This is a genomic window from uncultured Modestobacter sp., from assembly GCF_947486615.1.
In the GTDB taxonomy this organism is placed as follows: Bacteria; Actinomycetota; Actinomycetes; order Mycobacteriales; family Geodermatophilaceae; genus Modestobacter.
In genome coordinates, this window is the sequence record NZ_CANKUD010000003.1 from 59,253 (window position 1) to 85,625 (window position 26,373).

Annotated in this window: 26 protein-coding genes; 12 read left to right on the forward strand and 14 right to left on the reverse strand. The window is 74.3% G+C overall.

The window, feature by feature from the left end; translation table 11 throughout:
- Positions 1-34: 34 nt before the first annotated feature.
- Both Q1A09_RS06470 and Q1A09_RS06475 read right to left on the reverse strand, forming a co-directional pair.
- The gene (locus Q1A09_RS06470) at positions 35-598 is read right to left on the reverse strand and encodes a hypothetical protein (RefSeq protein ID WP_299952699.1); all 564 of its coding nucleotides are present in this window, start codon (positions 596-598) and stop codon (positions 35-37) included.
- Positions 595-1,467: a hypothetical protein gene (locus tag Q1A09_RS06475; protein WP_299952701.1), complete on the reverse strand. Its 873-nt coding sequence runs from the start codon at positions 1,465-1,467 to the stop codon at positions 595-597. The genes Q1A09_RS06470 and Q1A09_RS06475 overlap by 4 nt, the downstream gene beginning before the upstream one ends.
- A gap of 603 nt (positions 1,468-2,070) precedes the next feature.
- On the opposite strand from Q1A09_RS06475, the gene Q1A09_RS06480 reads away from it, so the two are divergent.
- The 4 genes from Q1A09_RS06480 to Q1A09_RS06495 all read left to right on the forward strand — a co-directional run bounded on the left by Q1A09_RS06480 (position 2,071) and on the right by Q1A09_RS06495 (position 7,522).
- Positions 2,071-3,081: a hypothetical protein gene (locus tag Q1A09_RS06480; protein ID WP_299952703.1), complete on the forward strand. Its 1,011-nt coding sequence runs from the start codon at positions 2,071-2,073 to the stop codon at positions 3,079-3,081.
- The gene (locus Q1A09_RS06485; protein WP_299952704.1) at positions 3,078-4,844 is read left to right on the forward strand and encodes a hypothetical protein; all 1,767 of its coding nucleotides are present in this window, start codon (positions 3,078-3,080) and stop codon (positions 4,842-4,844) included. Before Q1A09_RS06480 ends, Q1A09_RS06485 begins: the two co-directional genes overlap by 4 nt.
- Positions 4,845-5,250: 406 nt before the next feature.
- Positions 5,251-5,994 carry a response regulator transcription factor gene (locus Q1A09_RS06490; RefSeq protein WP_299952706.1) on the forward strand — a complete coding sequence of 248 codons (744 nt, stop codon included), beginning with the start codon at positions 5,251-5,253 and terminating at the stop codon, positions 5,992-5,994.
- 16 nt (positions 5,995-6,010) lie between these two features.
- Positions 6,011-7,522, forward strand: a complete 1,512-nt coding sequence (locus Q1A09_RS06495) for a cell wall metabolism sensor histidine kinase WalK (protein WP_299952709.1) — start codon at positions 6,011-6,013, stop codon at positions 7,520-7,522.
- A gap of 3 nt (positions 7,523-7,525) precedes the next feature.
- Here the strand turns inward: Q1A09_RS06495 and Q1A09_RS06500 are convergent, their stop codons facing one another.
- Entirely contained in the window at positions 7,526-8,581 is a 1,056-nt protein-coding gene (locus Q1A09_RS06500) for a glycosyltransferase (RefSeq protein WP_299952711.1), read from the reverse strand.
- Between the two features lie 248 nt (positions 8,582-8,829).
- On the opposite strand from Q1A09_RS06500, the gene Q1A09_RS06505 reads away from it, so the two are divergent.
- Positions 8,830-10,263 (forward strand): hypothetical protein, encoded by a 1,434-nt coding sequence (locus Q1A09_RS06505; protein WP_299952713.1) that lies wholly within the window; start codon positions 8,830-8,832, stop codon positions 10,261-10,263.
- 8 nt (positions 10,264-10,271) lie between these two features.
- Here Q1A09_RS06505 and pcaC read toward each other — a convergent pair whose 3' ends face one another.
- Genes pcaC through pcaH form a run of 5 tightly spaced genes read right to left on the reverse strand, consistent with a single transcriptional unit; the run spans position 10,272 to position 14,262 of the window.
- On the reverse strand, positions 10,272-10,688 hold the full coding sequence (pcaC, locus tag Q1A09_RS06510; RefSeq protein WP_299952715.1) for a 4-carboxymuconolactone decarboxylase: 417 nt from the start codon (positions 10,686-10,688) through the stop codon (positions 10,272-10,274).
- Positions 10,685-11,461: a 3-oxoadipate enol-lactonase gene (pcaD, locus tag Q1A09_RS06515; RefSeq protein WP_299952717.1), complete on the reverse strand. Its 777-nt coding sequence runs from the start codon at positions 11,459-11,461 to the stop codon at positions 10,685-10,687. The genes pcaC and pcaD overlap by 4 nt, the downstream gene beginning before the upstream one ends.
- Entirely contained in the window at positions 11,458-12,774 is a 1,317-nt protein-coding gene (locus Q1A09_RS06520) for a lyase family protein (protein WP_299952719.1), read from the reverse strand. The genes pcaD and Q1A09_RS06520 overlap by 4 nt, the downstream gene beginning before the upstream one ends.
- Positions 12,775-12,799: 25 nt before the next feature.
- Positions 12,800-13,498, reverse strand: coding sequence for a protocatechuate 3,4-dioxygenase subunit alpha (gene pcaG / locus Q1A09_RS06525; protein WP_299952721.1), 699 nt, complete (start codon positions 13,496-13,498; stop codon positions 12,800-12,802).
- On the reverse strand, positions 13,495-14,262 hold the full coding sequence (pcaH, locus tag Q1A09_RS06530; protein ID WP_299952723.1) for a protocatechuate 3,4-dioxygenase subunit beta: 768 nt from the start codon (positions 14,260-14,262) through the stop codon (positions 13,495-13,497). The genes pcaG and pcaH overlap by 4 nt, the downstream gene beginning before the upstream one ends.
- 69 nt (positions 14,263-14,331) lie before the next feature.
- Between pcaH and Q1A09_RS06535 the strand changes: the two genes are divergently transcribed.
- Together Q1A09_RS06535 and Q1A09_RS06540 are read left to right on the forward strand one after the other, a co-directional pair.
- A complete protein-coding gene (locus tag Q1A09_RS06535; protein WP_299952725.1) occupies positions 14,332-15,108 on the forward strand; it encodes an IclR family transcriptional regulator in 777 nt (258 codons plus the stop codon).
- 63 nt (positions 15,109-15,171) lie between these two features.
- The gene (locus Q1A09_RS06540; RefSeq protein ID WP_299952727.1) at positions 15,172-16,341 is read left to right on the forward strand and encodes a 4-hydroxybenzoate 3-monooxygenase; all 1,170 of its coding nucleotides are present in this window, start codon (positions 15,172-15,174) and stop codon (positions 16,339-16,341) included.
- A gap of 63 nt (positions 16,342-16,404) precedes the next feature.
- Here the strand turns inward: Q1A09_RS06540 and Q1A09_RS06545 are convergent, their stop codons facing one another.
- Positions 16,405-17,466: a DUF3533 domain-containing protein gene (locus Q1A09_RS06545; RefSeq protein WP_299952729.1), complete on the reverse strand. Its 1,062-nt coding sequence runs from the start codon at positions 17,464-17,466 to the stop codon at positions 16,405-16,407.
- 55 nt (positions 17,467-17,521) lie between these two features.
- On the opposite strand from Q1A09_RS06545, the gene Q1A09_RS06550 reads away from it, so the two are divergent.
- The 4 genes from Q1A09_RS06550 to Q1A09_RS06565 all read left to right on the forward strand — a co-directional run bounded on the left by Q1A09_RS06550 (position 17,522) and on the right by Q1A09_RS06565 (position 19,841).
- Positions 17,522-18,139 (forward strand): TetR/AcrR family transcriptional regulator, encoded by a 618-nt coding sequence (locus tag Q1A09_RS06550; RefSeq protein ID WP_299952731.1) that lies wholly within the window; start codon positions 17,522-17,524, stop codon positions 18,137-18,139.
- A gap of 139 nt (positions 18,140-18,278) precedes the next feature.
- Entirely contained in the window at positions 18,279-18,488 is a 210-nt protein-coding gene (locus tag Q1A09_RS06555; RefSeq protein ID WP_299952733.1) for a hypothetical protein, read from the forward strand.
- A 70-nt stretch (positions 18,489-18,558) separates the two neighbouring features.
- Positions 18,559-19,179, forward strand: a complete 621-nt coding sequence (locus tag Q1A09_RS06560; RefSeq protein ID WP_299952735.1) for a hypothetical protein — start codon at positions 18,559-18,561, stop codon at positions 19,177-19,179.
- Positions 19,179-19,841: a hypothetical protein gene (locus tag Q1A09_RS06565; RefSeq protein WP_299952737.1), complete on the forward strand. Its 663-nt coding sequence runs from the start codon at positions 19,179-19,181 to the stop codon at positions 19,839-19,841. Before Q1A09_RS06560 ends, Q1A09_RS06565 begins: the two co-directional genes overlap by 1 nt.
- Before the next feature lie 25 nt (positions 19,842-19,866).
- Here Q1A09_RS06565 and Q1A09_RS06570 read toward each other — a convergent pair whose 3' ends face one another.
- Both Q1A09_RS06570 and Q1A09_RS06575 read right to left on the reverse strand, forming a co-directional pair.
- Complete coding sequence (locus tag Q1A09_RS06570) at positions 19,867-21,471, reverse strand: GMC family oxidoreductase (protein WP_299952739.1); 1,605 nt, start codon at positions 21,469-21,471, stop codon at positions 19,867-19,869.
- 15 nt (positions 21,472-21,486) lie between these two features.
- On the reverse strand, positions 21,487-22,353 hold the full coding sequence (locus Q1A09_RS06575; RefSeq protein WP_299952742.1) for an MBL fold metallo-hydrolase: 867 nt from the start codon (positions 22,351-22,353) through the stop codon (positions 21,487-21,489).
- A 108-nt stretch (positions 22,354-22,461) separates the two neighbouring features.
- Between Q1A09_RS06575 and Q1A09_RS06580 the strand changes: the two genes are divergently transcribed.
- The gene (locus Q1A09_RS06580) at positions 22,462-23,007 is read left to right on the forward strand and encodes a hypothetical protein (protein ID WP_299952744.1); all 546 of its coding nucleotides are present in this window, start codon (positions 22,462-22,464) and stop codon (positions 23,005-23,007) included.
- A gap of 62 nt (positions 23,008-23,069) precedes the next feature.
- Here Q1A09_RS06580 and Q1A09_RS06585 read toward each other — a convergent pair whose 3' ends face one another.
- From Q1A09_RS06585 to Q1A09_RS06595, 3 genes are all read right to left on the reverse strand, one after another.
- Complete coding sequence (locus Q1A09_RS06585) at positions 23,070-24,389, reverse strand: peptidoglycan DD-metalloendopeptidase family protein (protein ID WP_299952745.1); 1,320 nt, start codon at positions 24,387-24,389, stop codon at positions 23,070-23,072.
- A gap of 108 nt (positions 24,390-24,497) precedes the next feature.
- Positions 24,498-25,331: an ATP-binding cassette domain-containing protein gene (locus tag Q1A09_RS06590; RefSeq protein WP_299952747.1), complete on the reverse strand. Its 834-nt coding sequence runs from the start codon at positions 25,329-25,331 to the stop codon at positions 24,498-24,500.
- Positions 25,328-26,212: an ABC transporter permease gene (locus Q1A09_RS06595; RefSeq protein WP_299952749.1), complete on the reverse strand. Its 885-nt coding sequence runs from the start codon at positions 26,210-26,212 to the stop codon at positions 25,328-25,330. Before Q1A09_RS06595 ends, Q1A09_RS06590 begins: the two co-directional genes overlap by 4 nt.
- Positions 26,213-26,373: the final 161 nt, after the last annotated feature.

Consider the following 26,373-nt stretch of genomic DNA (forward strand, 5'->3'; position numbering starts at 1 on the left):
GACTCAGGTCGTCCTGCCAAGCCGCTCATCGCCGTCAGCCACGTTCCCCGGCGCGCAGTGAGCACAGCACTGCCAGCCGCTGGCGAACGTCGTCGACCGCTCGGGAGGCTGCCAGATTGATCGCCTCCTCCACTCCTAATCCTGCGTTGAGACACAGCGGGGCCAGGTCGAGCGGACGAAGCCCACCCCGCCACATGTGGCGGACCAGCCCGAGATGCCGGACCGCCGACGACGGGATGTAGCCGATGTCGCTGGTCTCCATCCATCTCGCGGAATGGGCGGCGCTCTCATGCCAATGCGTCACACTGAGGTACCAGGCGTCGCCCCAGGGGTCTTTCAGTACGGACAGGCGCGTGGTCTCCTCGATGGATTCATCCGCTGTCGTGACCCATCCGGCCACTGGGAAGTGACCTCGTCCACCTTCTTCCAGCAGCAGGGCACCTATGCGCTGCAGGTCTCGCGTGGTCATGGTCAGGTTGAACGGGCGCCACCCGCTACGGCCGAACAACGGCGCTTGGCACCGTTCCGAGACTCTGACTGTCTCACCGTCGGGGGAGAAGTCCAGGCCGATCGACCGCAGGTCGTCGTGGATGTTCACGCTGCCGCCTCCGCAGTGGGCTTGGCCGTGGGCTGAGCCGAGTCGGCGGACCCGCCCAGGTCGACCACCCAGTCCAGGCCACGGGTCGGGAGCCTGACCTCGTCCCGCTCGAAGGGGGCCTCCTCACCCCTGTTGGTCATGAAGCCCCAGTCGAAGCGTGGAAGGGATGCCACGACGGGAGGCCCCCAGGGGGTCATCAGGTCTGCCCGGTGGTGGACGCGCACGGGTACTTCGCGTCGTCCGGGCACATGGGCGGCCGTGATGACCACCGTCGACGCTTCAGCCAGAGCGCGCGGACCCGGGTCGTCCTTGCTGTCGGCCACCCACACTGCGACAGTGGGGGCCTCCAGCCGAGCCGTAGCGAAGTCCCGCAACTCCGCCGCCCACGACCGGGCAAGCGATCGGTGGGCTTCCGCCGACGGAACTGCACCGTGCTCGTGACTCCCGCCGCCCGCGACGCGGGCGGCTCGTGCGTATGGATGCGCACCCTCGGCATTGTCCAAGACGGCCAGCGCCGGCCCGTACTGCGCTTCGTGCTCCTCCAAGCCCCCTCGCAATGCGCCGAGCGTGCTGTCGACACCATCGACTCGTCCGGCAACGCCGCGATAGAGCGGAGCAGGCACGCCGTGTTCGTCGACTTCGGGAACGTCGAGAACGTGCAGGTACATGTCGGTGAGGTCGTAGATTCCGTCAAGGGGGCCGTAGACGTATGGCGCTTCTGCGTATGTGTAGACGACCGGTCGACACAGGTCGATCGTGTCCAGGCAGACTTGGCCGACCAGTGTCGACCAAGGGCCGTACTGGATGCCCCCCTGCGGTGACATGAGAATGGTGATGAGCGTGCCGACCGGCAGGCCTCGGGGCAACACCTGAGCCAGCGCCCGACTGGGCCAGTGTGTGGAAGATTCGAGAGTCACCGTTGTGGCATCGGCGCGTCTGGCGATGACTGGATGCCCGGGGACAAGTTTCTTTTCGCCGACCAGGACTCCCTGCGACTGCGCGACTCAGAGGCTGGGGATTGCGTCACTGTAGCAATGGGTGGATCACAGAGTGGGCTACTGACATGGACCACCATGCCCACAGCACGGACGCATCGCCTGCGATCGGTTCCACCCCTCGGGCAGGCCCGGAGGTGTCCGTCGCCTGGCGACTCGCCGGCCAGTCGCCCCCCGGATCACCCGTTCGGGATCGAAAGTCACCTGATCGGGTGGCCCAGTTTGGGCGAGTGGCGCTTCTGGGCTGCCGATGGCACCGCCCATGACCACGAAGAACCGTCCGGACACGTCCGAACCGCTAGCCGACACGCCGCGGATTCGTGTAGCGTATTCGCTACACGACCCCGCGCCACGACTCTGGGCGCCCGCCCCGAGGAGTGACAAGACGACAGGCACGCTGCCAGCACGCCACCTTGCCCACGCTGCCGCCCGCTTGCCCCGCGCAACCGCGCTCACCGGCGGGCCGGTGAACCGCTGATGCCCAAGGCACGAGCACTGGCGCGGGCCCTCACCCCGTCCCCGACCCAGATCGCCCAGGCGGACCGCTCACCTCACCTGCCGCACATCCAGGCACCGGAGCGCACCACAGCCCTGCGGGCCTTCACCCCTGTGCAGGGACACCGACTGTCCGCGTCCGCCCGCGAGGACCTGATCGGCCTGGTCGCCGCTACCCCTTTCAAGACGACCGGGCGCGACCTGGACCTGATCCGTTCGCTCACCGATCTCGTCACCTACGACTACAACGTGACCCGCGTGTTCGACCCCGCGCACGCCTTGTCCGAAGCCGTGATCAAGCGCTGGCGGAAGGAGTCACTGGAGGCCCGCGGGGTCAGTCCCCGTTCGCAGGGGGACTACGCCTCGCAGGTGCGCTTCGTGGCTCGGCACACCGGGCACGCCCCGCACCTCTCCGAGCGGATCGACGCCCCCCGCGGGGTGGCCGGCGCGCCGGCTGACAAGCAGGCATGGGGTCGAGTCCTCGACAACGCTGCTCGCCTCAAGCAGCCCCTCCGCACGGACGTGACCATGCTGGCCGATCTCACCTTCGGCGTCGGCATGCGTCGGGACGAGGTGGGCCGGGCGCGCCGGGACGACCTCTACCTCCTCCCGCACGGCGAAGGACGCATGCGGGTGACGAGCCAGCACGGCGTCGCCCGTGACGTGCCCATCGGCCCGTACGTGACCGAGCGGATCCTGCGTGCCGACCGCGAGCCGGAGGAGTTTCTCGTCCGTCCCACCAAGGCGCGCCAGAACCTCATCAACCGCCTCTTCGAAACGGTCGTCAAGCACGCGCCTCATGCGAAGTTCGACCTGATCGCGGCCCGGAACCGATACATCGTCGACCTGCTGGCCCAGCCGATCCCCTTCGGCGTCGTCTGTTATCTCGCCGACCTCAACCCTGGCGGTCACACCGCACAGGACCTGGCCCGTTTCGTCACGCTGCCCAAGCCGCAGGACATCCTCGAGTACGTCAGGGGGACCTGGCGATGATCCGCCCACCGCAGGCGCGGCTCAACATCTTGACCCCGACCCTCTCGTACGCCGCCGCACTCATCGACCGTTCCGGTTGCGTCGCCCTCTTGGACGAGTGGCTGACGGAGGACGACGAGCGCACGACGTCGTCCGGAACCGGCGCCTATCCCATCCGCGCTCTCCTCATCGGCCTGTACCTGCTGATCGTTACGCGCCAGCCGATCAGTTGGGCCTCTCTGCTCCAGTTGCTCTGGTTCCAACTCGACCGCGAGCAGGCGGTGAGCCTCGGGCTCGAGAGCACCATCGACCCGGCGCGCCAGCGCTGGCTGATGTCCTACGCCGACGACGTGGAGGCGACGTGGCCTCGGGAGGCACTGAGGGCCCAGCAGTCGGAGTACGCACGGCTCACCCGGTCCCTCGACCGGATGTTCTCCACGATCCGGTGGAGCCCTCACGACCGCACCGGGAAGAAGACCAACGGCACCCTCAAGCAGCGAGTGCAGACGCTCACCGAGGAGGACCTGGCGGTCCTGCAGACCAAGAAGGACCGACACGACCTCCTGATCAACACCCTGATCGCCGCTAGCGTCGATCGCGACGCCATGGCTCCCCACCGAGGCGACATCATGTTCGACGAGGTCGTCATCCAGGTCGCCAAGACACTCGGCAACACCGGCACCAGCGCCAACCGGCTGCACGCCGGCAACCCCGACGCAGGCTGGTGGCAAAAGGGGGACAAGGACACTCCTCGCTGGGGACACGGCGCCACGTTCGTCATGGCGACCCACCGTCCCGGCCAGAAGCGCATCCCCACCGTCGTGGTCGGGATGAGCCTCGGCAAGCCCACCGGCGGGAGCACCGCGGAGACCCTCCTCGCCGTCGACGAGGCCCAACGCTCCGGCCTCCTCCGGCCCTGGAACGGCCGCGGCAAGAGCCACTACGCCATCGCCGACATGGGCTTCACTCGCAAGGACGGCCTCAACAAGGCGCTCGTCGACCGCGGCTACTACCTCGTCCAGGACTACGACGAGCGTCTCGGCCGTCGCAGCGTCATCAGCCGCCCGTCGCAGGCGACCGACACCACCGCGAACGAGTCACCAACCGCAGTCGTGACGGACACAGGGCCCACCCTCTTCAACGGGGTGCTCATCTGTCCCGGCTTCGACTCCGTGACCCTGACCGCGTTCGACCCGCTCCCCGCAAACGCATCGAAGGCCGAGCGACTTGAACACGAGCAGCGCGAGAAGCAACTCCTCGCCGGTCGGATGCCGACCAATGGCCGGCCCGAGGTCGCCCGGCAAGGCGGTCGCGGCCGTCCCAGGACGGGCTCCGAGGCAGGGGTAGGGATGCGCATCCAAGCCCAGTGCCCGGCTGCCGCCATGCAGTGTCGCTGCCCGCTCGTTCCGGCGAGCCTGGAACTGGACGCTGGAACGCCCACCGTCCCGCGCCCGCCTCGCTTGGACAACCTGCCCTACGTCTGCGCGAAGACGACCTCGCCGGTCCTGCTGACGGACAAGCAGTTCAAGCAGTACGGTCGCCACCTGTTCGGGAGCACGGACCACCAGACGCTGTACTCCTATGCCCGCTCGCTCAACGAGCAGTGGCACTCGCAACTGCGCGCCGACCACACCGGCGGCATCGACGGCAATGTGTTCAACACCTTGGGGATCGAGCGGATCGGCGTCATCATCGCGCTCGCGGTGGCAGAGACCAATCAGGCAATGCAGCGTTCATTCCGACAGAAGCGCCGTCCCGACAACCATTCCACCATGGCTGCATAAAGGGATCGACACAAAGGCGCCACCCCCGAACATGGCGGTCGGGGTGGCGCCTTTTTCTGTATCCATTTAATGTCTGACAACAACGGCCCAGTTAGGGACGGATGCCCTTTATCGTCCTGTCGTGAATGGTCATCCGTCCCGCCCCCCGAGGTCCACACAAGGCGCCAGTGGACACTCAGGGGGCGCTGGCGATCCTGCCAGACCCCCCGACGAGGACCCAAGAAAACCTCTGGAATCTGCGGTTCTTAATGTCTGGCAACTCGCGCGAACCCGCGAAGCGACCTGTATCGTTCAACCTCTCACCCTCATCTCCTCCCTGCTGGTCCGGTCACCCGCCTGGGTGGGACACAGCGACTTCCCGTGCTGAGCACAGGGAACTCTCAGGATCGCGGCCCACAGTCGGCTCATGACGACGACCGCCTCCCCCACGTCCGGCTCCCGGGCCCAGCTGACCCGCCGCGACGGCAGCGCCCTGCGGGTGCTCGTCGTCGACGACGAGCCCTCGATCTGCGAGCTGCTGTCCATGGCGCTGCGCTACGAGGGCTGGGACGTGCGCACCGCGCACGACGGCACCGACGCGGTCCGCGTCGCCCGCGAGTTCCGCCCGGACGCCGTCGTCCTGGATGTCATGCTGCCGGACATGGACGGCTTGGAGGTGCTGCGCCGGCTGCGCGCGAACACCCCGCTCGTGCCGGTCGTCTTCCTCACCGCCAAGGACGCGCTGGAGGACCGGATCGCCGGCCTCACCGCCGGTGGCGACGACTACGTCACCAAGCCCTTCAGCCTGGAGGAGGTCGCCGCCCGGCTGCGCGGCCTGCTGCGCCGGACCAGCCGGGTCGTCGCCGACGACGGGCTGCTGGTGGTCGGCGACCTGAGCCTGGACGAGGAGAGCCACGAGGTCACCCGGGGCGGCGACGACATCCGGCTCACCGCCACCGAGTTCGAGCTGCTGCGCTACCTGATGCGCAACCCCAAGCGGGTGCTGTCCAAGGCGCAGATCCTCGACCGGGTGTGGCAGTACGACTTCGGCGGCCAGGGCAACATCGTCGAGCTGTACATCTCCTACCTGCGCCGCAAGATCGACGCCGGCCGGGCCCCGATGATCCACACGCTCCGGGGCGCCGGGTACGTGATCAAGCCCGCCGCATGACGTCTGCCCACCCGCGGTGAGCCGCGGCCCCACCCGGTCCCGCCGTTCGCTGCGCACGCGGCTGCTGGTCGCGTTCGTCGTCCCGCTGGTCGCGGTGCTGGCCCTGGTGGGCGTCGTCTCGGTCACCGCGCTGCGCGAGCAGCTGGTCGACCAGGTCGATGACCGGCTGGCCGCCACCTTCAGCCGGTCCAAGGACTACTCCCCCAAGCCCGGCGACGGCCCCGCGCCGAGCCCGCCGGCCGAGGTGGACACCGACCCCTGTGCCGCGGCGGACGGCCCGGGCTTCCTCGACGCTCGAGGTCAGGGCGAGGGCACGCTGGGCGCCAAGATCGTCACGGCCGGGTGCACGGTCTCGGGCGTGATCGGCGCGAAGGGGGACGTCGTCGAGCTCAGTGCCGCCCAGGACGAGGTGCTGGACGCGCTGACCCCGGACGGCGAGCCGGTGACCCGGGACCTGGGCGCTGACCTCGGCGACTACCGGCTGGTGGCCACCGAGCTGCCCGGCGGCGAGGTGCTCGTCTCCGGCCTGCCGTTGCGCGGCACCGCCGACGCCGTCCGCCGGCTGGTCGCCGTCGAGCTGCTCGTCGGCCTGCTGGCCCTGGTCGCCGCCGCGCTGGCCGCCATGCTCGTCATCCGGCGCACGCTGCGCCCGCTGGACCGGGTCGCGGCCACCGCGACCCGGGTGTCGGAGCTGCCGCTGGCCACCGGCGAGGTGCGGCTGGCCGAGCGCGTCCCGCCCGAGGACACCGACCCGGGCACCGAGGTCGGCCAGGTCGGCACGGCGCTGAACCGGATGCTGGACCACGTGGAGGGCTCGCTGGCCGCCCGCCAGGAGTCCGAGACCCGGGTCCGGCAGTTCGTCGCCGACGCCAGCCACGAGCTGCGCACCCCGCTGGCCTCGATCCGCGGCTACGCCGAGCTGGTCCGCCGGCAGGGAGGAGAGGTCTCCGCCGACGTCGGCCGCGCGATGGGCCGGGTCGAGTCCGAGGCGCTGCGGATGTCCTCGCTGGTCGAGGAGCTGCTGCTGCTGGCCCGGCTGGACGCCGGCCGGGAGCTGGCGATGGCCGAGGTCGACCTGACCGCCCTGGTCGTGGACACCGTCAGCGACGCCCACGTCGCCGGACCCGGCCACCACTGGCAGGTCGACCTGCCCGACGAGCCGGTGCTGGCGCCCGGCGACGCCGACCGGCTGCACCAGGTGCTGGCCAACCTGCTGGCCAACGTGCGCAGCCACACCCCGGCGGGCACCACGGCCACCACCCGGCTGCGGGCCGAGGAAGGCTGGGCGGTGCTGCAGGTCGTCGACGACGGGCCGGGCGTGCCGGCCGCCCTGCAGGCGCACGTCTTCGAGCGGTTCGCCCGCGGCGACGCCTCCCGCTCCCGGACGGCGGGCAGCACCGGCCTCGGCCTGGCCATCGTGCACGCCGTCGTCACCGCGCACGGCGGCACCGTCGAGCTGGCCAGCGAGCCGGGGCGCACCGCGTTCACGGTGCGGCTGCCGCACGCCAGCCAGGCCGACGTCGGCTGAGCGTCAGGCCACCGCGGAGTCGGCGGCCACCTGCTCGTAGACCTGGGCGTGCACCCGGCGCACCGCGGCGCGCTGCTCGGCCCGCCAGCCGCGGTCGACCCGGGCCGGTGCGGGGCGGGTCAGCGCGGCGACCACGGCCGAGGTGAGCGAGGCGGCGTCCAGCCCGTGCTGCGGGTCGTTGCCGTAGAGCACCACGTCGGACCACTGCTGGGCGTGCCAGCCACCGGCCGGGACGACGAGCCGGGTGCCGGCGTCCCGGCACAGCTCCACCCAGCCCGAGTGGGAGCCGGTGCGGCGGCCGAGGACGGAGACGTGCAGCTCCTGCAGGTGCCGCACCCAGGCGGCCGGGTCGCCGGGCCAGCTGCGGGCCAGGTCCAGGTCACCGGCGTCGGCGAGCTCCGTCAGCTCGGGGAGGCGGGCGGCCAGGTCGACGTCGGGGTGCACGTCCACCCGCAGCCGTCCGCCGCCGGAGAGCGCGCCGGACAGCGTGGCCCGAACGAGCTCCAGCGGCTCGGGCACGTCCGGGCCCAGCCGGCCCAGGTGCAGCCCGACCGACCGCGTCTCCCGGCCGATGCCCGGGGTCGGCTCGGCCAGCGACGGGTGGGCGGCCACGATCGCCGTCCGGCCGAAGCGATCGGCGATCTCGTCGGCCGCGCCCGGGGTGAGGGTGAGCACCACCTCGGCGGTGGCCAGCAGCGCCCGCAGGTGTGCCCGGTGCCGGGTGCGCGCCGCACCGGGGTGGGTGCCGGTGTCCGCACCCTCCAGCGTGTCCAGGTGGTGCACCGTGACCACCAGCGGGACGCCGGTGCGCCGCACGGCCATGGTCCAGGCGTCCATCTCCGGGACGGTGAGCGAGTCGTGGTCGCCGTGCAGGTGCAGCACGTCGATCTCCCCGGCGTGCGCGGTGAGGTACTCGGGGTCCAGCCACGGGCTGGGCGAGCCGGCCGGGCCCACCCGCAGGGCGGTCTCCGGCAGCACGGCGTCCACGTAGGCGCCGGCGTTCGGCACGGTGGCCACCCGCAGCGGGCGCTGCGAGGGCTCGTCGGGCACTGCGGTCACGCGGTCGTACGCCTCCTGCGCTCGAGCACTGCGACGCGGCAGGGGCGGTGCTCCTCGACGGGGTGTGGTCAGCCCATCTCCCCTACCCGGTGTAGTCGCTGTCGAACCGACAGGCAAGGAACCGCTCACCCGTGCGGGTGGCCCCGGGCGAGCGTGGTGCGTGCCCCCGGGCCTGCCGGTCGGCTACGTTCCGCGCGGCCGACCCGTCCCCGGGGCGGTGGACCGGGGCACCAGGAGGAGGCGGACGAGTGGACCAGCACGGCGAGCGGGGCCCGGCGGTGCTGCCCACCGTGGCGCCCGACCCGGTGCCGGCCGGACGGCGGCGACGCTCCCGCGGCCCGGTGCTGACCCTGGCGGCGCTGGTCCTGGTGCTGCTCGGCGGGGCCGCGCTGTTCGTCGTCCTGTCGCTGCGGGAGGACCCGATCCGGTTCGGCGGGGACTTCGTCGTCGACCCCGCGGTCACCCTCGCCGAGGCCGACCGGCAGCTGGCGGGCTACGTGTCCGGCCGGGGCGGCGTGCTGGCCGAGGACGGCCGCTGCTGGTTCGAGCGGGTCGGCGCCGAGAGCGACGACGTGCAGCCCACGCTGCTCTGCGGCCCGGCGCTCTTCGTCGACGGCGACCCGGCGCGCAGCTGGCTGCGGTTCCCACTGACCGCCAGGCCGGCCGGCGGCGATGTCCGGCTGGCCGTCGCCGCCCTGCCCGTCGACCCCTCCCCCGAGCAGCTCGCCGACCCCGACCTGCTCCGCCGGCCGGACGGCGGCAGCCCGCCCGAGGGCTCGGGTGGGCTGCAGGTGCCGCCGCCGGCCCGCGCCGAGCCCGGGTTCTCCGCGCTGGGGCCCTTCCCGGGCGTCGACTACACCGCCCCGGCCGGGCCGAGCCGGCTCGCCGGCCCGGCCGCCGCCGTGACCGTGACGGGGCTCGCCGCCCCCGACCGGATCGGCACCGGCGACGCCGCCCGGCGCCCCGCCGAGGGTGAGCGCTTCCTCGCCGTCACCTACGAGATCGGCGGCGGGGAGGGCCGGTCCGCGACGCCGCCGGTGCTGACCTACCAGGCCGAGGGGGCGGCGCCGGTCGCCGTCCCGGCCTCGGTGGTCGCGCCGGGCACCACCGTCGAGGCGGTCGTCTCGGTGCCCGCGGACGCCGCCGCGGCCGACCTCGTCGTCGTCGACGACGGCGTGGAGCAGCGGCTGTCCCTGCTCACCGGGGCGCCCGGCGCGGGCAACCTGCAGGTGCTGGCCCGGACGAACCGGCAGCTGGGCCTGGACGACAGCCGCCGGCTGCCCGGCACGCTCAGCGCACCGGGCCGGGTGTCGGCCGAGTTCGACCTCACCGTCACCGTCTCCGGCGGCTCGCTGCAGTGGTTCGCCGGCCCGGACGGCGCCGACCGGCCCGCCGGCCCGGACCGCGCACTGCTGGTCGTCGGGGTCACCCTCGCCGTCCCCGGGCTGCAGCCCGGGGCCGTGCCGCTGGAGCTGCTGTCGCTGCGGCTGGACGACGGCACCGTCGTCCGGCCGGTCGACCTCGACGACGCCGCCGACCGCGTGCTGATCGCCTTCGACGTGCCGGCCGACCTGACCGGTGCCGACCTCGTCGTCAGCGGGTCGGTGACCGCCGACGCCGACGTGACGATCGACCTCGGGGACGGACGGCTGACCTTCCCGGTCACCCTCCCCGCCGGCTGAGCGCCGGCTCAGCCCTCGGCGCGCAGCTCGGCCAGGATCGGCCGGGCCACCGCGAGCGCGTGGTTGGCCGCCGGCACCCCGGCGTAGACGGCGGTGTGCAGGCAGACCTCGGCGATCTCGGCGTCGGTCAGGCCGTTGCGCACCGCGGCCCGCACGTGCAGCGCGAACTCGTCCCAGTGCCGCAGCGAGGCGGTGATGGCCAGGGTGAGCATGCTGCGCTCCCGGCGGTCCAGCTCCGGCCGCTGCCACAGGTCGCCCCAGGCGACCCGGGTGATGAAGTCCTGGAAGTCCGCGGTCAGCGGGGTGACCGCCGCGACCGCCCGGTCGACGTGCGCGTCGCCGAGCACCTCGCGGCGGACCCGCATCCCGGCGGCCCGGCGCTGCTCGTCGGTCTCCAGCGGCCCGGTCTGCCCTGGCTCGGTCATGCGGTGCCTCCGGTCGCGTGGGCGATGAGCGCCCGGGTGACCTGCTCGGGCTGTTCCAGGTTGGCCAGGTGCGCGGCCGGACTGAGGCTGAGGAACCTGGCCCCGGGGACGCCGTCGGCGATCAGCCGCTGGTGCTCCGGCGGCACCGCCTGGTCCTCGGCGCCGGAGACGACCAGCGTGGGCACGGTGATCGCGCCCAGGTCGGGGCGCTGGTCCATCCGCTCGATCGCGGCGCAGCAGCCGGCGTATCCCTCGTCGTCGGCGGCGGCGATCATCGCCCGCAGCCGGGCCACCAGGTCGGGGTGGGCGGCGGCGTACGGCGGGGTGAGCCACCGCCCGACGACCGTCTCGGCCAGCACCGCGGTGCCCCGGGTGCGTGCGGTGTGCGCCCGCTCGCGCCAGGCCTCGGCGTTGCCGGTGTGCGCCGAGCTGCACAGCACGGCCAGGCTGGCCACCCGGTGCGGCTCGCGCACCGCCAGCCGCAGCCCGGTCATCCCGCCGATGGAGAGCCCGGCGACGTGCGCCCGCTCGACCCCGAGCCGGTCCAGCAGGGCCACCACGTCGTCGGTCAGGTCGTCGATGGTGGCGTCGCCGGGCACGGCAGGCGACCGGCCGTGGCCCCGGGTGTCGTAGCGCACCACCCGGAACCGCTGCGCCAGTGCGGGCAGCTGCGGGTCCCACATGGACAGGTCCGAGCCCAGCGAGTTCGACAGCAGCAGCACCGGCGCGTCGGCCGGCCCCTCGACGACGGCGTGCACCTCGACAGCGGTCACGGGTGTCCTCCCTGGACGGCGATGGTGTGGGCGGCGAGCGCGGCGTCGGTCTGGGCGCCGGCCTCCCCGGTGTCGGGGGCGCTGTCGGCGACCAGCGCCGCCCCGTCGACGTCAGCACGCTCGAGCACGACGTCGGCCAGCGGGCGGCCCGCGGCGGCGGCCTCCCGGACGGCGGCGGCCGCCGCGTCGTGCGCCGCGTCCGCCCCCAGCGCCGGGGTGAGCGCATCGGCCAGCGCTCCGGCCAGCTGCGCGTCGCCCGCCGCGGCGACGGTGGCGGCCATCCGGTCGGGATCCAGCCGCAGCGAGGCCAGGCACTCGGTCAGCCACGCGGCCGCCGAGCCCACCGTGCCCAGCAGGTCGGTGAGCGTGGGCCACTCCACGTGCCAGGTACCCGCACCGCGCTCGTGCTCCTGCTCCATCGCGGCGAACAGCGTGGCCACCATCCCGGGCGCCCGCCGGGCACAGGCCCGGGCCGAGATCGCCGCCACCGGGTTGGCCTTGTGCGGCATCGCCGACGAGCCGCCGCGCCCCTCGGCCACCTCGGTCACCTCGGCGACCTCGGTCTGCGCCAGCAGGACGACGTCCAGGGCGATGGTCGCCACCACCCCGGCGGCCGCGCCGAGCACCCCGGCGACGTCGGCGATCGGCAGCCGGACGGTGGACCAGGGGACGTCGGTGCTCCTCAGGCCGAGCTCGGCGGCCAGTTCGCGGCGCAGGTCGACCCCGGAGCCGGAGCTGGCGGCCAGCGTGCCGACCGCCCCGCCGAACTGCACCGGCAGCCCGGCCGACACCGCGGCGATCCGGCTGCGGACGCCGTCCAGGCCGGCCAGCCAGGTGGCGGTCTTGAGCCCCACCGTCACCGGCAGCGCCTGCTGCAGCAGCGTGCGGCCGATCAGCACGTCGTCCCGGTGCTCGGTGGCCAGCCGGGCGCAGGTCGACGCCGACTCGGCCAGCGCCTGGTCGATCAGCTGCAGGCCGCGGCGGGCCAGCAGCATCGCCGCGGTGTCCACGACGTCCTGGCTGGTGGCGCCGGGGTGCACCGCCCGGGCCGCGTGCGGGCCGACCGCGTCGCGCAGCGCGCGCACCAGCGGCGGCACGGGGTTGCCGGCGTCCCCGGCGTGCCGGTGCACGGTGGCCAGGTCGAGGCGGGCCGGGTCGGCGCAGGCCCGGCTGACCTCCTCGGCCGCCGCACCGGCCACCAGGCCCACCCGGGCGGCGGCCCGGGCCAGGGCGCCCTCCACCTCCAGCAGGGCCACCAGCCAGGCGTCCCCGGCCGGCACGGGGCCGCGGGCGAACGTCGCGTCGAGGATCACCGGGCCATCCTGTCGGTCGCGCCGCTCAGACCGCGAAGAAGACGGTCTCGCGGTCCCCCTGCAGGCGGATGTCCAGCCGGTAGCCGTCCTCGGTGGGGTCGGCGATCAGCGTCGCGCGGGAGGCGTCGTCGGGGAGGCTGCGCAGCACGGCGTCCTCGGCGTTGGCCGCCGCCTCGTCGGCGAAGTAGACCCGGGTGACCAGGCGGTCGAGCAGGCCGCGGGCGAACACCGAGACGTCGACGTGCGGCGCCTGCCAGCCGCCCGCGCCGTCGGGCACCCGGCCGGGCTTGAGGGTCAGCACCCCGAACTCGCCGTGCGGCTCGACGGTGTGCGACCGGCCCAGCCCGCGGAAGCCGGGGAACCGGCGCTCGCCGGCCGGGGCGTCGGGGTGGTCGAACTGCCCGTCGGGGTCGGCCTGCCAGGTCTCGATCATCGCGTCGGGCACCAGGTCGCCGTTGCCGTCGAACACCCGCCCGCGCAGCCAGACGGCGCCCTCGGTGCCTGCCGGGACGGCGTACGGTCCGTCGTCCCAGGTCAGCCCGATGGCGAGGTAGGGGCCCACCGTGGAGCTCGGGGTGGTGCCCAACCGGAACGGCCCGTCCAGGGCACCGCTGCCACGCCGGGGGGTGCCGGGACGGCGGTCGTTGGTCTCGTCCGCCGTCCGGACCAGCGGCGACGGGTGCTCGATGCCCGCTCCTCGATCTGTTCCTCGGTCGCTGCTCACGCCAGGTCCCCGTCGTCGTCGGTCTCGAACGGGGTCTGGTCGCGGCCGCGCAGCACGATGTCCCACTGGTAGGCCAGCGCCCAGTCGGCCTGCGTGCGCTCCAGGTCGAAGCGGCTGATCGCCCGGTACCGCGCCGCCGGCGGGATGGCGTTGAAGATCGGGTCCTGCCCGAACAGCGGGTCGTCCGGGAAGTACATCTGGGTGACCAGCCGCTGGGTGAACGCCTGCCCGAAGAGGCTGAAGTGGATGTGTGCCGGGCGCCAGGCGTTGTGGTGGTTGCCCCACGGGTAGGCGCCGGGCTTGACGGTGGTGAACTCGTACCGGCCCAGGCTGTCGGTGACCACCCGGCCCAGCCCGTCGAAGTGCGGGTCCAGCGGCGCCGGCCAGTTGTCCACCACGTGCCGGTAGCGACCCGCGGCGTTGGCCTGCCACACCTCGACCAGCGCGTGCGGCACCGGCCGGCCGTCGCTGTCCAGCACCCGGCCGTGCACGAAGACCCGCTGACCCTGCGCCTCGCCGCCCGCGCGCAGCGTCAGGTCGGCGTCGGCGGCGGTCACCCGGTCCTCGCCGAGCACCGGGCCGGTGACCTCGGTGAGCCGGTGCGGGAGGTCGACCGGGGTGCGCAGCGGCGCGCGCAGCGCGGTGCTCCGGTAACCGGCGAAGGCGACCGGCGTGCGGCTCGCCGCGGGCTCGCGGACGTAGCCCGGCGGCAGCAGCGCGCTCGTCGCCGTGGACCGCGGCGCGCGAGATGTGTCCCCCGTCATGCTCCGGACCGTAGGACCCCGGGCTACCGTGCCCAAGCGGGGACTTCCGCTGAGGGGAAGGACGGCGACGTGGCCGGTGGAGCAGGAGCAGGCGGCCGGTCGGTCACCTCACGCGCGCTCGGGGTGCTCGACGCGTTCGACGCCGAGCACCCCCGGCTCACGCTCTCCCAGGTGGCCGAGCGCTCGGGCACGCCGTTGACCACCGCGCACCGGCTGCTCGCCGAGCTGGCCGCCTGGGGCGCGCTCGCCCGCCGGTCCGACGGCCGCTACGAGATCGGCCGCAAGCTCTGGGACCTCGGCCTGCTCGCGCCGGTGCAGCTGGAGCTGCGCCAGGTGGCCAGCCCCTTCCTGCTCGACGTGCACACCGCCACCAGGGAGACCGTGCACCTGGCCGTGCGCGAGGGCACCAAGGCGCTGTACGTGGAGCGGATCTCCGGCCGCGAGTCGGTGCCGGTGGTCAGCCAGGTGGGCAGCCGCCTCCCGCTGCACGCCACCGGCGTGGGCAAGGTGCTGCTGGCCTCGGCCCCGGACGACGTGGTGGAGCAGGCGCTCACCCAGCCCAGCCGGGAGACCCGGCACACCGTGGTCGACCGCCGGCTGCTCGCCCGCGAGCTGGCCGAGGTTCGCCGCCGCGGCCTGGCGCGCACCGCCGAGGAGATGTCCCTGGGCGCGGCGTCGGTGGCCGTCCCGGTGACCGTCGACCGACCGTCCGGCCCGGTCGTCGTGGCGGCCCTGGGCGTCGTCGTCCCCGCGCACCGCCGGGACGTCGGGCGGCTGGCCCCGGTGCTCCAGGTGGCCGCCCGGGGCATCGGGCGGGCGCTGCGCGGCAGCGAGCAGTTCCGCTGACGGCTTCTGCCCAGCGGGAGCAGCAGGTCGCCGGAGGCAGGGAGCCCGGGTCACACTCCGACCGTGCGCACCCAGGTGGGGATCATCGGAGCGGGGCCGGCCGGGCTGCTGCTGTCCCGGCTGCTGCAGCTGCAGGGCATCGACACGGTCGTGCTGGAGAACCGCTCGCGGGAGTACGTCGAGGCCCGGATCCGGGCCGGCATCCTGGAGCAGCACACCGTGCAGACGCTCACCGACGCCGGCGTCGGCGACCGGCTGCAGCGGGAGGGCCTGCCGCACGACGGCATCCACCTGCAGCACCCCGGCGTCCGCCACCACCTGGACTTCCCGTCGCTGTGCGGTCGCCGGGTGTGGGTCTACGGCCAGACCGAGGTCACCAAGGACCTCATCGCCGCCCAGCTGGACGACGGCCCGCCGCTGCTGTTCGACGTCTCCGACGTGACACCCGAGGACGTCGACACCGACTCCCCGCGGATCCGGTTCACCGACGCCGACGGCGTGGCCCAGGTGCTCGAGTGCGACGTGGTCGCCGGCACCGACGGCTTCCACGGGGTCTCTCGACCGCTGGTCGCAGCGGCCGGGGGCCGCACGTGGGAGCGCACCTATCCCTACGCCTGGCTGGGCATCCTGGCCGACGTCGCACCGAGCGAGGACGAGCTGGTCTACGCCTGGCACCCCGACGGCTTCGCCCTGCTGTCCATGCGCTCGCCGTCGGTCTCCCGGCTCTACCTGCAGGTCGACCCGGACAAGCGGATCGAGGACTGGTCCGACGACCGGATCTGGGACGGGCTGTCGACCCGGTTCGCCCTGGACGGCTGGGAACTGCAGACCGGTCCGGTCACCGAGAAGTCGATCCTGCCGATGCGCTCGTTCGTCAGCGCACCGATGCGGCACGGCCGGCTCTTCCTCGCCGGGGACGCCGCGCACATCGTGCCGCCCACCGGGGCGAAGGGGCTGAACCTCGCCGTCGCCGACGTCACGCTGCTCGCCCAGGCCCTGGTGCGGCTGCTCGCCGAGGGGCGGAGCGACCTGGCCGACAGTTACTCCGACCGGGCACTGGCCCGGGTGTGGCGGTCCACCCACTTCTCCTGGTGGATGACCTCGACGTTCCACCGCTCCGGCGACGACCTGGACGCCGAGCTGCAGCTGTCCCAGTTGCGCCGGCTCTGCACGTCCGAGACCGCCGCCCGCGAGCTCGCGGAGAACTACACCGGCCTCCCCCTCGACCTCTGACGGGCTTTCTGTACCGAAAGCCTGGGGCTTTCGGTACAGGAAGCCCCTGGGGCCTGGCTCGGGTCAGGCTGGGGTGGGGGCCGCGGCGGGCTCGGGGGCGGCGGGAGTGTGGCGGCCGGAGCCGGCGAGGGTGGCGGCCAGGCCGACGACGGCGTAGGCCGCGAGCACCAGGCAGGCCTGCCCGGCCCCGGCGCCGCCGAAGTAGACGATGCCGCGGACGGCGTCGGTGCCGGCGCCCGGCGGCAACCACGGCCCGATCGCCGCCCAGAACGGCGGCAGCAGCGGCGCCGGGTACGCGCCACCGGCGCTGGGGTTGCCCAGGACGACGAACAGCAGGATCGCCAGGCCGATGCCGAGCAGCCCGGTCCAGACCTGCAACGCCATGGTGAAGGCGCCGACGGCGAAGACCAGCAGCGCACCGAACGCCGACAGGGCGAGCAGGTGCCCGTCGAAGACGTCGAGCACCGGCCCGGTGATCAGTGCGCCACCAACGCCGGAGACGACGGCGTAGACCGCCAGCGCCAAGAGCCGGACGGCGCCGCGGCCCCGGGTGAGCGGCCGGGAGCCGGCGCTGACGCCGATGATCGAGGCGACCAGGTAGCCGCCGACCACCCAGCCGACGGCAAGGTAGAAGGCCGACAGGCCGCGGGCGTCGCCCTCGGCGGCGGGCAGCACGTCGTCGGTGGTGAGCGTGCGCTGCTGGGCGGCGTCGGCGGCGGTCAGCACCTGCTCCAGCGCCGAGCTCACCGCACCGCCCTCGGCGCCGGCGACCTGCAGGGTGTCCTCGGTTCCGGTGCCGAGCAGCAGCACGCCGTCGACCTCGCGGTCGCGCAGCAGCTCGGTGGCGTCGGCCGCGTCGCCGGCCACCCGGGCGTCCAGCGGGTCGCCGTCCAGCCCGTTCAGCTGCGTGACGACGGACTCCGCCGTCCCGGCCGGTGCGCCGTCCGGCGCGACGACGGCCAGCGGCACCTCGCGCGGGGTGGGTGCGTGGAACGCCCCGACGTAGCTGAGCACGAAGCCCAGCTGGAGCAGCAGCACCCCGACGACCAGGACGGCGGCCCGGCGGGTGACCCCGGGCAGCAGCTCTCGCCGGGGCGCCTCGTGCAGTCCATGTGCGCCGGCCATCCCGGCCTCCTCGATACTCAGGGGTATTGGATACCGGCCAGTATGCTCTTCTGCTGTGACCAGCACGAGCCCCCCGGGTGCGACCCCGCGCACACCCCGGCCACGCAAGGACGAGGTGCGCGCCCGGGTGCTGCACGCCGCCGGCCAGGTCTTCGCCGAGCGCGGCTTCGCCGCCGCCAGCCTGGACCAGGTCGCGGCGGCCGCGGGGTTCACCAAGGGCGCCGTCTACTCCAGCTTCGGCAGCAAGGACGAGCTGTTCCTGGCCCTGATGGACGCCGAGGTCGCCCGGCGGGTCGAGGAGGTCGAGGCGGCCCTGCGCGCCACCACCGACCTGCCCGGCGCACTGGCCGCCGTGGGCGCCCAGCTCACCGCCCGGGACACCACCTGGCAACTGCTGTTCCTGGAGTTCTGGCAGCGCGCCGTCCGCGACCCGGAGGTGCGCCGCACCTTCGTCGCTTCGCGCCGCGACCTGCGGGCCCGGATCGCCGAGGTGGTGCAGCGCTTCCTCGCCGACCACCCGGTGCGCACCGGGTGGGACGCCGAGTCGCTCACCGTGGTGCTGATCGCCCTCACCCACGGGCTGGCGGTGGAGGCGCTGCCCGACCCGGCCGCCGTCCCGGACGGGCTGCTGACCCGCGTGCTGGCCGACCTGGTCGACCCCGAGCAGCTCTGACCCTGGCACATCTCGCTCCGGAGGTCGACGAGTCGACTCGTCAACTGTCAGACTCCCCGGACTACCGGCCCCAGCTTCGGTGACTTCTGCCCGGCGCAGGTCCGAACACGGACCGGTCCTCCCCACTAACTTCCAGTGCATGCTCTCGACGCTCTTGGTCATCGCCGGTGTGTGCGGAGGGCTGTTCGTGCTGCTCTCCCTGATCGTGCGCCTCAGCGCGCGGCCGGCGACCCGCACCGGGACGACGGGCCCGCGCACCACCCCCTGGGTGGCCGACGCCGGACAGCCCCACCCCGACGCCTGGGCGCCGCTGTCCACCACCAGCACCCAGATCCGCACGATCCGCTGACCCCGGCGGTCACCGGCGGTCACCGCCGTCCCGGCTGAGTCACCTCGTCCGTGCAGTTAGGCTCCGCCCGATGACCAGCGACTCGCCCCCGCTGCAGGTCTACCCGATCGGGCAGCTGATCGGCGTGCGCGCGGTCGTGGACCAGTTCGACGTCCGGGTCGGCGCGGCCCTGCACAGCCTCACCTCCGCCGAGTTCGGCGTCTGGGCGATGGCGCACGGCCCCGCCGACCACGTGGCCCGCCCCTGGACACCCGACGCCCTGGCCGACCAGGCCGCCTCGGTCGGGCTGCCCGACTGCGGCCGCCGGCTGACCGAGCTGGCCGAGCAGGGGCTCGTCGCGCTCGCCGCGCCCGGCACGCCGTCGGCCCGGGCGCTCGCCGACCGGGTGCGGATGGTGCCGCTGGTGCTCGGGCTGGGCAACAGCGCCGAGGCCCCCGACGCCTACTCCGTCGGCCTGCCCGGCCGCCCGCTGGCCGTGCTGTCGGCCGCCGCCTACGACCTGTTCGAGTGGGCGCACATGGAGACCAGCCTCTGGCACGCCTGCGAGGGCGCCGCCGCCACCGCCGCCCGGGTCGGGATCACCGACACCACCGCCACCGACCCGGAGGCGCTGCTGGGCTCGCTGCTGGGCGACCTGCACCGGCTGCTCACGCCGAACGCGGTGCACCTGGACACCTGGGCGGTCAGCTGATGTTCACCGAGCCGCTGGTCTTCCCCCTCGGCCACCCGATGGGCCCCTTCCACCAGCACCGCGGCGAGCCGCCGGCCTACTGGGTGGTGCGGCTGGGCTGGGACAGCCCGCTGCTGCCCGACCAGGCCAGCGCCGACGTCTGGCGGCTGGCGCACGGGCTCCCCGAGCGGGTGCACGAGGAGCCGTGGACCCGCTCGGCGCTGCGCGAGGCGGCGCTGGAGGCCGGGATGACCGACAGCGACACGGTGCTGGACACCCTGGTCGAGCGCGGCCTGGTGGTGGAGCTGTCCCCCGGCTCGGCGGAGGCCGCCGAGTTCGCCCGCACCCACCGGGTGCAGTCGCTGCTGCTCGGCCTCGGCCAGCCGGCCGACCGGCCCGGCGTCGACGGGATCGGGCTGCTGGGCATGCCGCCGCTGGCGCAGGTGCACCCGGCGACGTACGAGTTCTGGCAGTGGGGCCACCTGTGGCCGACGCTGGCGGAGGCGGCCGAGGGGCTGGCCGAGATGGCCGCCCGGGACCCGCAGCACACCCGGCACCAGGCCGATCCGGTCGCGGTGCTCGACCGGTTGTTCCGAGAGCTGCACGGGTTGCTGTGCGGCAACGCCGTCTACCTGGACCGCTCGCTGGCCGTCGCCGACGCCGCCCGCCACGCCGGCGGCTGACCCGCGCCCACCCGCCGGTCACCGCTCACCCGCCGGTCATCAGCTCGGCCGCCCGCTCGCCGACGGCCACCGCGGTCGCCGCGGGCCCCCGGGACGGCACCCGGGGCAGCACCGAGGTGTCCACCACCCGCAGGCCCTCGACCCCGCGTACCCGCAGGTGCTGGTCGACCACGGCGCCGGGGTCCGACGCCGGCCCCATCCGGGCACTGCCGGCCAGGTGGACGGCGGTGGCCAGGTGCGTCCGGACCCAGCGGTCCAGCTCGCCGTCCGCGGCCAGGACGTCGTCGGGCAGCCCGGTGCGCTCGGCGACGAGCGGGGCGAACGCCGGGGTGCGCAGCAGCTCGGCGGCCAGCCGGACGCCGGCGCGCAGCCGCTCCCGGTCCGCCGCCGCGGTCAGGTAGTGGTAGCGGATCCGCGGCTGGACCAGCGGGTCGGCGCTGGCCAGGCTGATCTCGCCGCGGCTCTCCTCCTGCTGCAGGGCGACGGCGAGGTAGAGGTCGTCGCGCCGGCGGGCGGTCTCCAGCAACCGGGCCGGGGAGGCGCCGCGCAGCGCGCGCACCGTCGCCCGCGGGCGACGCAGCAGGTCGACCGCGCCCGAGCGCCCCGCGGTGCGGGACAGCATCACCCGGCTGAACGGCTTGAGCCACGGCATGACCTCGAGGTGGTCGGCGGTGTTCAGCGCGGTGGCCAGCGGCAGCAGGTCCCGCGGCATCGGGGTGCGCCGGGCGGGCCGCCAGGTGAGGTAGACGTCCGGGTGGTCGGTGAAGTCCCGCCCCACCCCGGGCACGTCCGACACGACCTCGACCCCCGCCGAGCGCAGCTGGTCGGCCGGGCCGATCCCGGACAGCAGCAGCAGGTGCGGCGAGCCCACCGCCCCGGCGGCGAGCACCACCTCACCGGCGTACACCGGCCCGTGGTCGGTCTGCACCCCGACCGCCCGGCCGCGCTCCACCAGCACCCGGGTCACCCGGACCCCGCCGCGCACGGTCAGCCCGGGTGCGTCCCGGCGCGGGGACAGGTAGGCCATCGCGGTGTTCACCCGCACCCCGTCGGCCACGGTGAAGGGCACCGGCCCGTGCCCCGGCGGGGCGTCACCGTTCTTGTCCGGTTCGGCCGGGAAGCCCAGCGCGTCGCAGGCACCGGCGAACGCGTCGGTCACCGGGTGCGGCCGGTGCACCCGGGTGACCGGCAGCGGGCCGGCCGCGCCGTGCCCGGGCTCGTGGCCGAAGTCCGCGTCGGCCTCGCACCGGCGGAAGGCGGGCAGCAGCGCATCGGCGGACCACAGGTCGTTGCCCGCGGCGGCCCAGCCGTCCAGGTCGGCCCGGGTGGCCCGGATGAAGTACGTGCCGTTGAGCGCGCTCGACCCGCCCAGCACCCGGCCGCGCGGCACCGGCCAGCGCAGCTCGTCGGTGAGCTCGCCGGTCAGCTCCCAGTTCGCCGGGTGCCCCGGGGTGGCCGCGCCCATCGTGGCGGCGTCCCGGAGCACCGCCGGGAAGTCCTCGGGACGGCGGTGGTCGGCGCCGGCCTCCAGCAGCAGCACCCGGCGCCCGGCGTCGACCAGCCGGGCGGCCAGCGGGCACCCCGACGACCCGGCGCCGACGACCACGACGTCCCACCCGGCGGTGGTCACCGCGCCGTCCGGCGGTCAGGCACGGCGCACCCGGTCGCCCTCGACCTCGACCCGGCCCTCGGCCCCCAGCTTGGCCAGCGTCGCCCGCGTCGACTGGGCGGCGGCCGGCCACACGCTGCGCGGCACCGCCGCGTAGACCGTGGCGACCAGCTCGTCCACCGTCCGCGGCCCGCCGGCCAGGAGCTCGAGCAGCTGCTGCTCCCGGTGCGCCCGGTGGTCCAGGTAGAAGCGCAGCACCGCGGCCGGGTCCTCGGTCAGCTCCGGACCGTGACCGCAGTACAGCGCCGAGGGCCCCAGGTCGTGCACCCGGCGCAGCGACTCCAGGTAGGCCAGCACGTCGCCCTCCGGGTGGGTGACCACCGAGGTGCCACGGCCCAGCACGTGGTCACCGACCAGCACCGCGCCGGAGGCCAGCCGGAACGCCAGGTGGTCGGCGGTGTGCCCCGGGGTGGGGACGACGTCCAGGGTGGTGCCGGCCAGCCGCAGCGTCTCCCCCGGCTGCAGCAGCCGCCCGCCGGGCCCGGCGACCTGCACGCTGGCCGCGGCCACCGGGGCACCGAACCGGCGGCCCCAGGGCAGCGCGGCCTCCGCGTGGTCGCCGTGGTGGTGGGTGACCAGCACGGCGACCACCCGGGCACCGCGTGCGGCGGCGGCGGCCTCGACGGCGGCCAGGTGCGCCGGGTCGTCGGGCCCGGGGTCGACGACCACGACCTGACCGGAGCCGGGCTCGCCCACCAGGTGGGTGTTGGTGCCGTCCAGGGTCATCGGCGAGGGGTTGGGCGCGAGCACCCGGGTGACCAGGGGCTCGGGCTGCGCCACCCGCGCCATGTCACCCGGTGCGGGCAGGTCCCAGCCGGTCCGCGGGTCGACGGGGGCGCTCACCCGCGCGACGGTATCCGCCCCGGCCGCCGCCCGCGTGTCCCCGGCCGGTCACCTCGCCGTCCCCCCGCAGCCGTCCGGCCGTCCGCCCCCGGCAGTTAGCGTGGACCCATGCGCCTCCCCCACGCCCTCGCCCCAGGGGTCTCCGCCGCCGCGGCCCTCGTCCTGCTGACCGGCTGCGGCGGCGACTCCGAGGAGTCGGCCGCCAGCACGACGTCGGCCGCGGGCTCCAGCTCCGCCGCCGCCGGCTCGAGCACGCCCGGGTCCGGCTCGGACGCCGGGTCGAGCGCCGGCTCCAGCGACGAGGACGTGCAGGCGTTCTGCAGCCAGGCCGAGACGGTCTTCACCGAGCTCAACACGACCTTCGAGGGGGCCAGCGACCCGGCCCAGCTGCCGGCCCTGCTGCAGCAGGCCACCGACGCCTTCGAGTCGGTCGACCCGCCGGCGGAGGTCGAGGAGGCGTGGACGACCTTCTCCGCCTCGCTCGGCGACCTGGCCGACAGCGCCGGCAGCAACGACCTGACCACCCCGGAGGGGCTGGCCGAGTTCCAGCAGCAGTACGAGGCGACCACCACCGAGACCGCCGCCGCCCAGGGCGAGGTGGAGCAGTACGTGACGACCAACTGCCCGGGAGCAGCCGCCAGCCCGACCAGCTGACCCGCCCCGGCAACGGACGACGGCCCGGCACCTCCGCGCGGAGGTGCCGGGCCGTCGTCGCGTCAGCAGCCGCTGATGTTGATCCCGCGGGAGCCCAACCAGGGCACCGGGTCGATTTGCCCGCCGTACATCGCCCCGCCCGGGTGCACCTCGAAGTGCAGGTGCGGCCCGGTCGACTGGCCGCGGTTGCCCACCTCGGCGATCTGCTCGCCGGCCGAGACCCGCTCACCGGCGCGGACGGCGTAGGTGTTCACGTGGCCGTAGACGGTGACCGCACCGTCGTCGCCGCGGATGTAGACCGCCAGCCCGAAGCCGGTGGCCGGGCCGGCGCGCATCACCAGACCGGAGGTGGCGGCGTAGATCGGCGTGCCGATCGGGGCGGCGATGTCGACGCCGTAGTGGGTGACGCCCCAGCGGGCGCCGTAGCAGCTGCTGGTGCGGCCGATCGCCGGGCGCACGTATCCCGCGCCGCCGGGGTCGGCGGTCGCGGCCTCCTCGCGGGCTGCCGCGGCGGCCGCGGCGCGGGCCTGTTCCTCGGCTACCCGGGCCGCCTCCTCCTCGGCCGCCTTCTGGGCCAGCCAGGTCTGGTAGGCGTTGCGCGCCCCCTGCAGCTCGAGCAGGGCCACCTGGGCCTCCTGCAGCTGCTGGTCCAGCTGCGCCTTCTGCGCCGCCACCTCGTCGAGGGCCGCCTGCTGACCGGCCAGCTGGGCGTCCGCCTCGGCCTTCGCCGCCGCGGCGGCCGCCTCGGCACCGGCCGCCTGGTCGCGGGCCGACCGTGCCGCCGCCTCGGCGGTGGCCTGCTGCACCTGCGCGGACTCCAGCGCGTCGAGGACGTCGACCTGGTGGTCGCCGACGTAGGCGAGCAGGGCGGCCTTCTGCACCAGCTCGGACGGGCCCTCGGCGTCCAGCAGGGCCATCCCGCGAGGCAGGTCACCGCTGTTCTTGTAGGTGTCCCGGGAGTAGTCCGCGATCCGGGCCTGGGCCGCGACGACGGCGTCGGTCGCCGCCTGCAGCTGCGCCGCGGCCTGGTCGGCCGCGGTCTGGGCGGCCAGCCGCGCCTCCTCGGCGATCAGGTAGGCGGTGCCGGCGGCCTCGGCCTGCCACTGGACCTGCTGCAGCCGGGACTCCGTCTCGGCGACCAGCGCGGCGATCCGACCCACCTCGGCGGCCGCGGCGTCCTGCGCCGCCTGCGCGCCGGTGATCTGCTCGTCGCTCGGGTTCTCCGGGTCGGCCAGCGCTGTCCCACCGCCCGCGCCGAGCAGCACGGCGGCCACCACCGTGGCCAGCGTCGCCGACGCCAGCCGGGAGGTGCGCCGCCGGCGCGGGCGTCCCGTGGCCCGCACGGCGAGCCCCCGGGTCGGGCGCAGCGGAGGCTGCGACATGGTCGCTCCCTGGAGAAGGGGATGGAGGGGTGAGCACCTTGAGGGTCGCACCTGCACCACCAGTCCCAAAGACAACACGCGGCGCGATCTCCAGATCACGCCGCGTGATCATCCGTCGCCCGGCGGACGCTCCAGTTCCTCGGCGAGCTCGGTCAGCTCGTCGCCGCCGGCCATCATCTCGGTCAGCTGCTCGCGGGTCAGCTCGCCCTTGGCGAAGTCGCCCATGCTGCGTCCTCGGTTGAGCAGCAGGAACCGATCGCCGACCGGGTGGGCGTGATGCGGGTTGTGGGTGATGAAGACGACGCCCAGCCCCCGGTCCCGCGCCTGCGCGATGTAGCGCAGCACCACCCCGGCCTGCTTCACCCCCAGCGCGGAGGTCGGCTCGTCCAGGATCAGCACCCGGGCGCCGAAGTGCACCGCCCGGGCGATCGCCACCGACTGCCGCTCCCCGCCGGAGAGGGTGCCGACCGGCTGGTCGGGGTCGCGGATGTCGATCCCCATCGCGGCCAGCTCACGCCGGGTGACGTCCCTGGCGGTGGTCGCGTCGAATCGCCGGAACGGGCCCCAGCCGGTGGTCGGCTCCGAACCCAGGAAGAAGTTCCGCCAGATCGCCATCAGCGGGATCATCGCCAGGTCCTGGTAGACCGTGGCGATCCCGGCGTCCAGCGCGTCCCGCGGCGCACCGAACTCCACCGGTGAACCGTCCAGCAGGAGCTGGCCGCGGGTGGGCCGGTGCACCCCGGCCAGCACCTTGATCAGCGTGGACTTCCCGGCGCCGTTGTCCCCGAGCACGCAGGTCACCTCGCCGGCGCGGACGGCGGTGGAGATGCCGTCCAGGGCGATCACCGAGCCGAAGTCCTTGCCGATGCCGCGCAGCTCCAGCAGTGGCGCCCCGCTGTCGGTGGTCCCGCGCTCCCGGCCGGCGCGGGTCGCGCCGGTCATCGCCGGGCCGCCTCGGCGTAGCGGCGCACCAGCTGGTTGGTGAGCACCGCGAGCAGCAGCATCGCCCCGAGGAAGAAGTAGAACCAGTCGGCGTCCCAGTTCAGGTAGACGATCCCCTGCTGGGTCATGCCGAAGATCAGTGCCCCGAGCGCGGCGCCGACCGCCGAGCCGAAGCCACCGGTCAGCAGGCAGCCGCCGATCACCGCCGCGACGATGTAGATCAGCTCCTGCCCGGTGCCGGTGTTCGCCTGCACCGAGGTCAGCCGGACGGCGGTGATCGAGCCGACCAGCCAGGCGGCCCCGGCGGTGGTCATGAACAGCGCGATCGTGGTGCGCCGGGCCGGGACGCCGACGTTGCGGCTGGCCACCTCGTCGCCGCCGGTGGCGAAGACCCAGTTGCCGAACCGGGTGCGCAGCAGCACCCAGCTGGCCACCGCGGTGAGCAGCAGCCACCAGACGATGGCGATCCGGAAGGGCTGCCCGAAGACGCTGATCGTGGAGGCCAGCACCAGCTCGGCGGAGTGGTAACCGGGCACGTCGGCCAGGCCACGCACCTGGACGGTGCCGGTGAACAGCTTGGTCAGCCCCAGGTTCAGCCCCTGCAGCATCAGGAAGGTGCCCAGCGTGATGATGAAGCTGGGCAGGCCGGTGCGGGTCACCAGCCAGCCGTTGAGGAAGCCGATCGCCAGCGCCAGCACCAGGGCCGCGGCGATCGCGACCCAGATGTTCTGCCCGAGCTCGACCGCGACGACCCCGACCGTCAGCGCGGTCGTGCCGGTCATCACGCCCGCGGAGAGGTCGAAGTGACCGCCGATCATCAGCAGCGCGACGGCGACCGCCATGATCCCCAGCGTCGAGGCGACGTCCAGCCAGTTCGCCACCCCGCTCAGCGAGCGGAAGACGTCGGACTGGGCGGAGAAGAACGCCAGGATGGCGATCGCCCCGATCAGCGACCCGATCTCCGGCTTGACCAGCAGCCGTCGCCCGAGGCCGACGGAGGCGACCCGCTCGTCGGCGCGCGCCGTCCGGTCGGCCGGTGCCT

What these genes read in the sequence shown, in the direction of transcription:
- Q1A09_RS06585 (WP_299952745.1), bottom strand. Translation starts at nt 24,389, where the DNA reads ATGTCGCAGCCTCCGCTGCGCCCGACCCGGGGGCTCGCCGTGCGGGCC.
- Q1A09_RS06565 (WP_299952737.1), top strand. Translation starts at nt 19,179, where the DNA reads ATGTTCACCGAGCCGCTGGTCTTCCCCCTCGGCCACCCGATGGGCCCC.
- Q1A09_RS06480 (WP_299952703.1), top strand. Translation starts at nt 2,071, where the DNA reads ATGCCCAAGGCACGAGCACTGGCGCGGGCCCTCACCCCGTCCCCGACC.
- Q1A09_RS06555 (WP_299952733.1), top strand. Translation starts at nt 18,279, where the DNA reads ATGCTCTCGACGCTCTTGGTCATCGCCGGTGTGTGCGGAGGGCTGTTC.
- Q1A09_RS06490 (WP_299952706.1), top strand. Translation starts at nt 5,251, where the DNA reads ATGACGACGACCGCCTCCCCCACGTCCGGCTCCCGGGCCCAGCTGACC.
- pcaH (WP_299952723.1), bottom strand. Translation starts at nt 14,262, where the DNA reads ATGACGGGGGACACATCTCGCGCGCCGCGGTCCACGGCGACGAGCGCG.
- Q1A09_RS06485 (WP_299952704.1), top strand. Translation starts at nt 3,078, where the DNA reads ATGATCCGCCCACCGCAGGCGCGGCTCAACATCTTGACCCCGACCCTC.
- Q1A09_RS06560 (WP_299952735.1), top strand. Translation starts at nt 18,559, where the DNA reads ATGACCAGCGACTCGCCCCCGCTGCAGGTCTACCCGATCGGGCAGCTG.
- pcaC (WP_299952715.1), bottom strand. Translation starts at nt 10,688, where the DNA reads ATGACCGAGCCAGGGCAGACCGGGCCGCTGGAGACCGACGAGCAGCGC.
- Q1A09_RS06580 (WP_299952744.1), top strand. Translation starts at nt 22,462, where the DNA reads ATGCGCCTCCCCCACGCCCTCGCCCCAGGGGTCTCCGCCGCCGCGGCC.
- Q1A09_RS06545 (WP_299952729.1), bottom strand. Translation starts at nt 17,466, where the DNA reads ATGGCCGGCGCACATGGACTGCACGAGGCGCCCCGGCGAGAGCTGCTG.
- Q1A09_RS06590 (WP_299952747.1), bottom strand. Translation starts at nt 25,331, where the DNA reads ATGACCGGCGCGACCCGCGCCGGCCGGGAGCGCGGGACCACCGACAGC.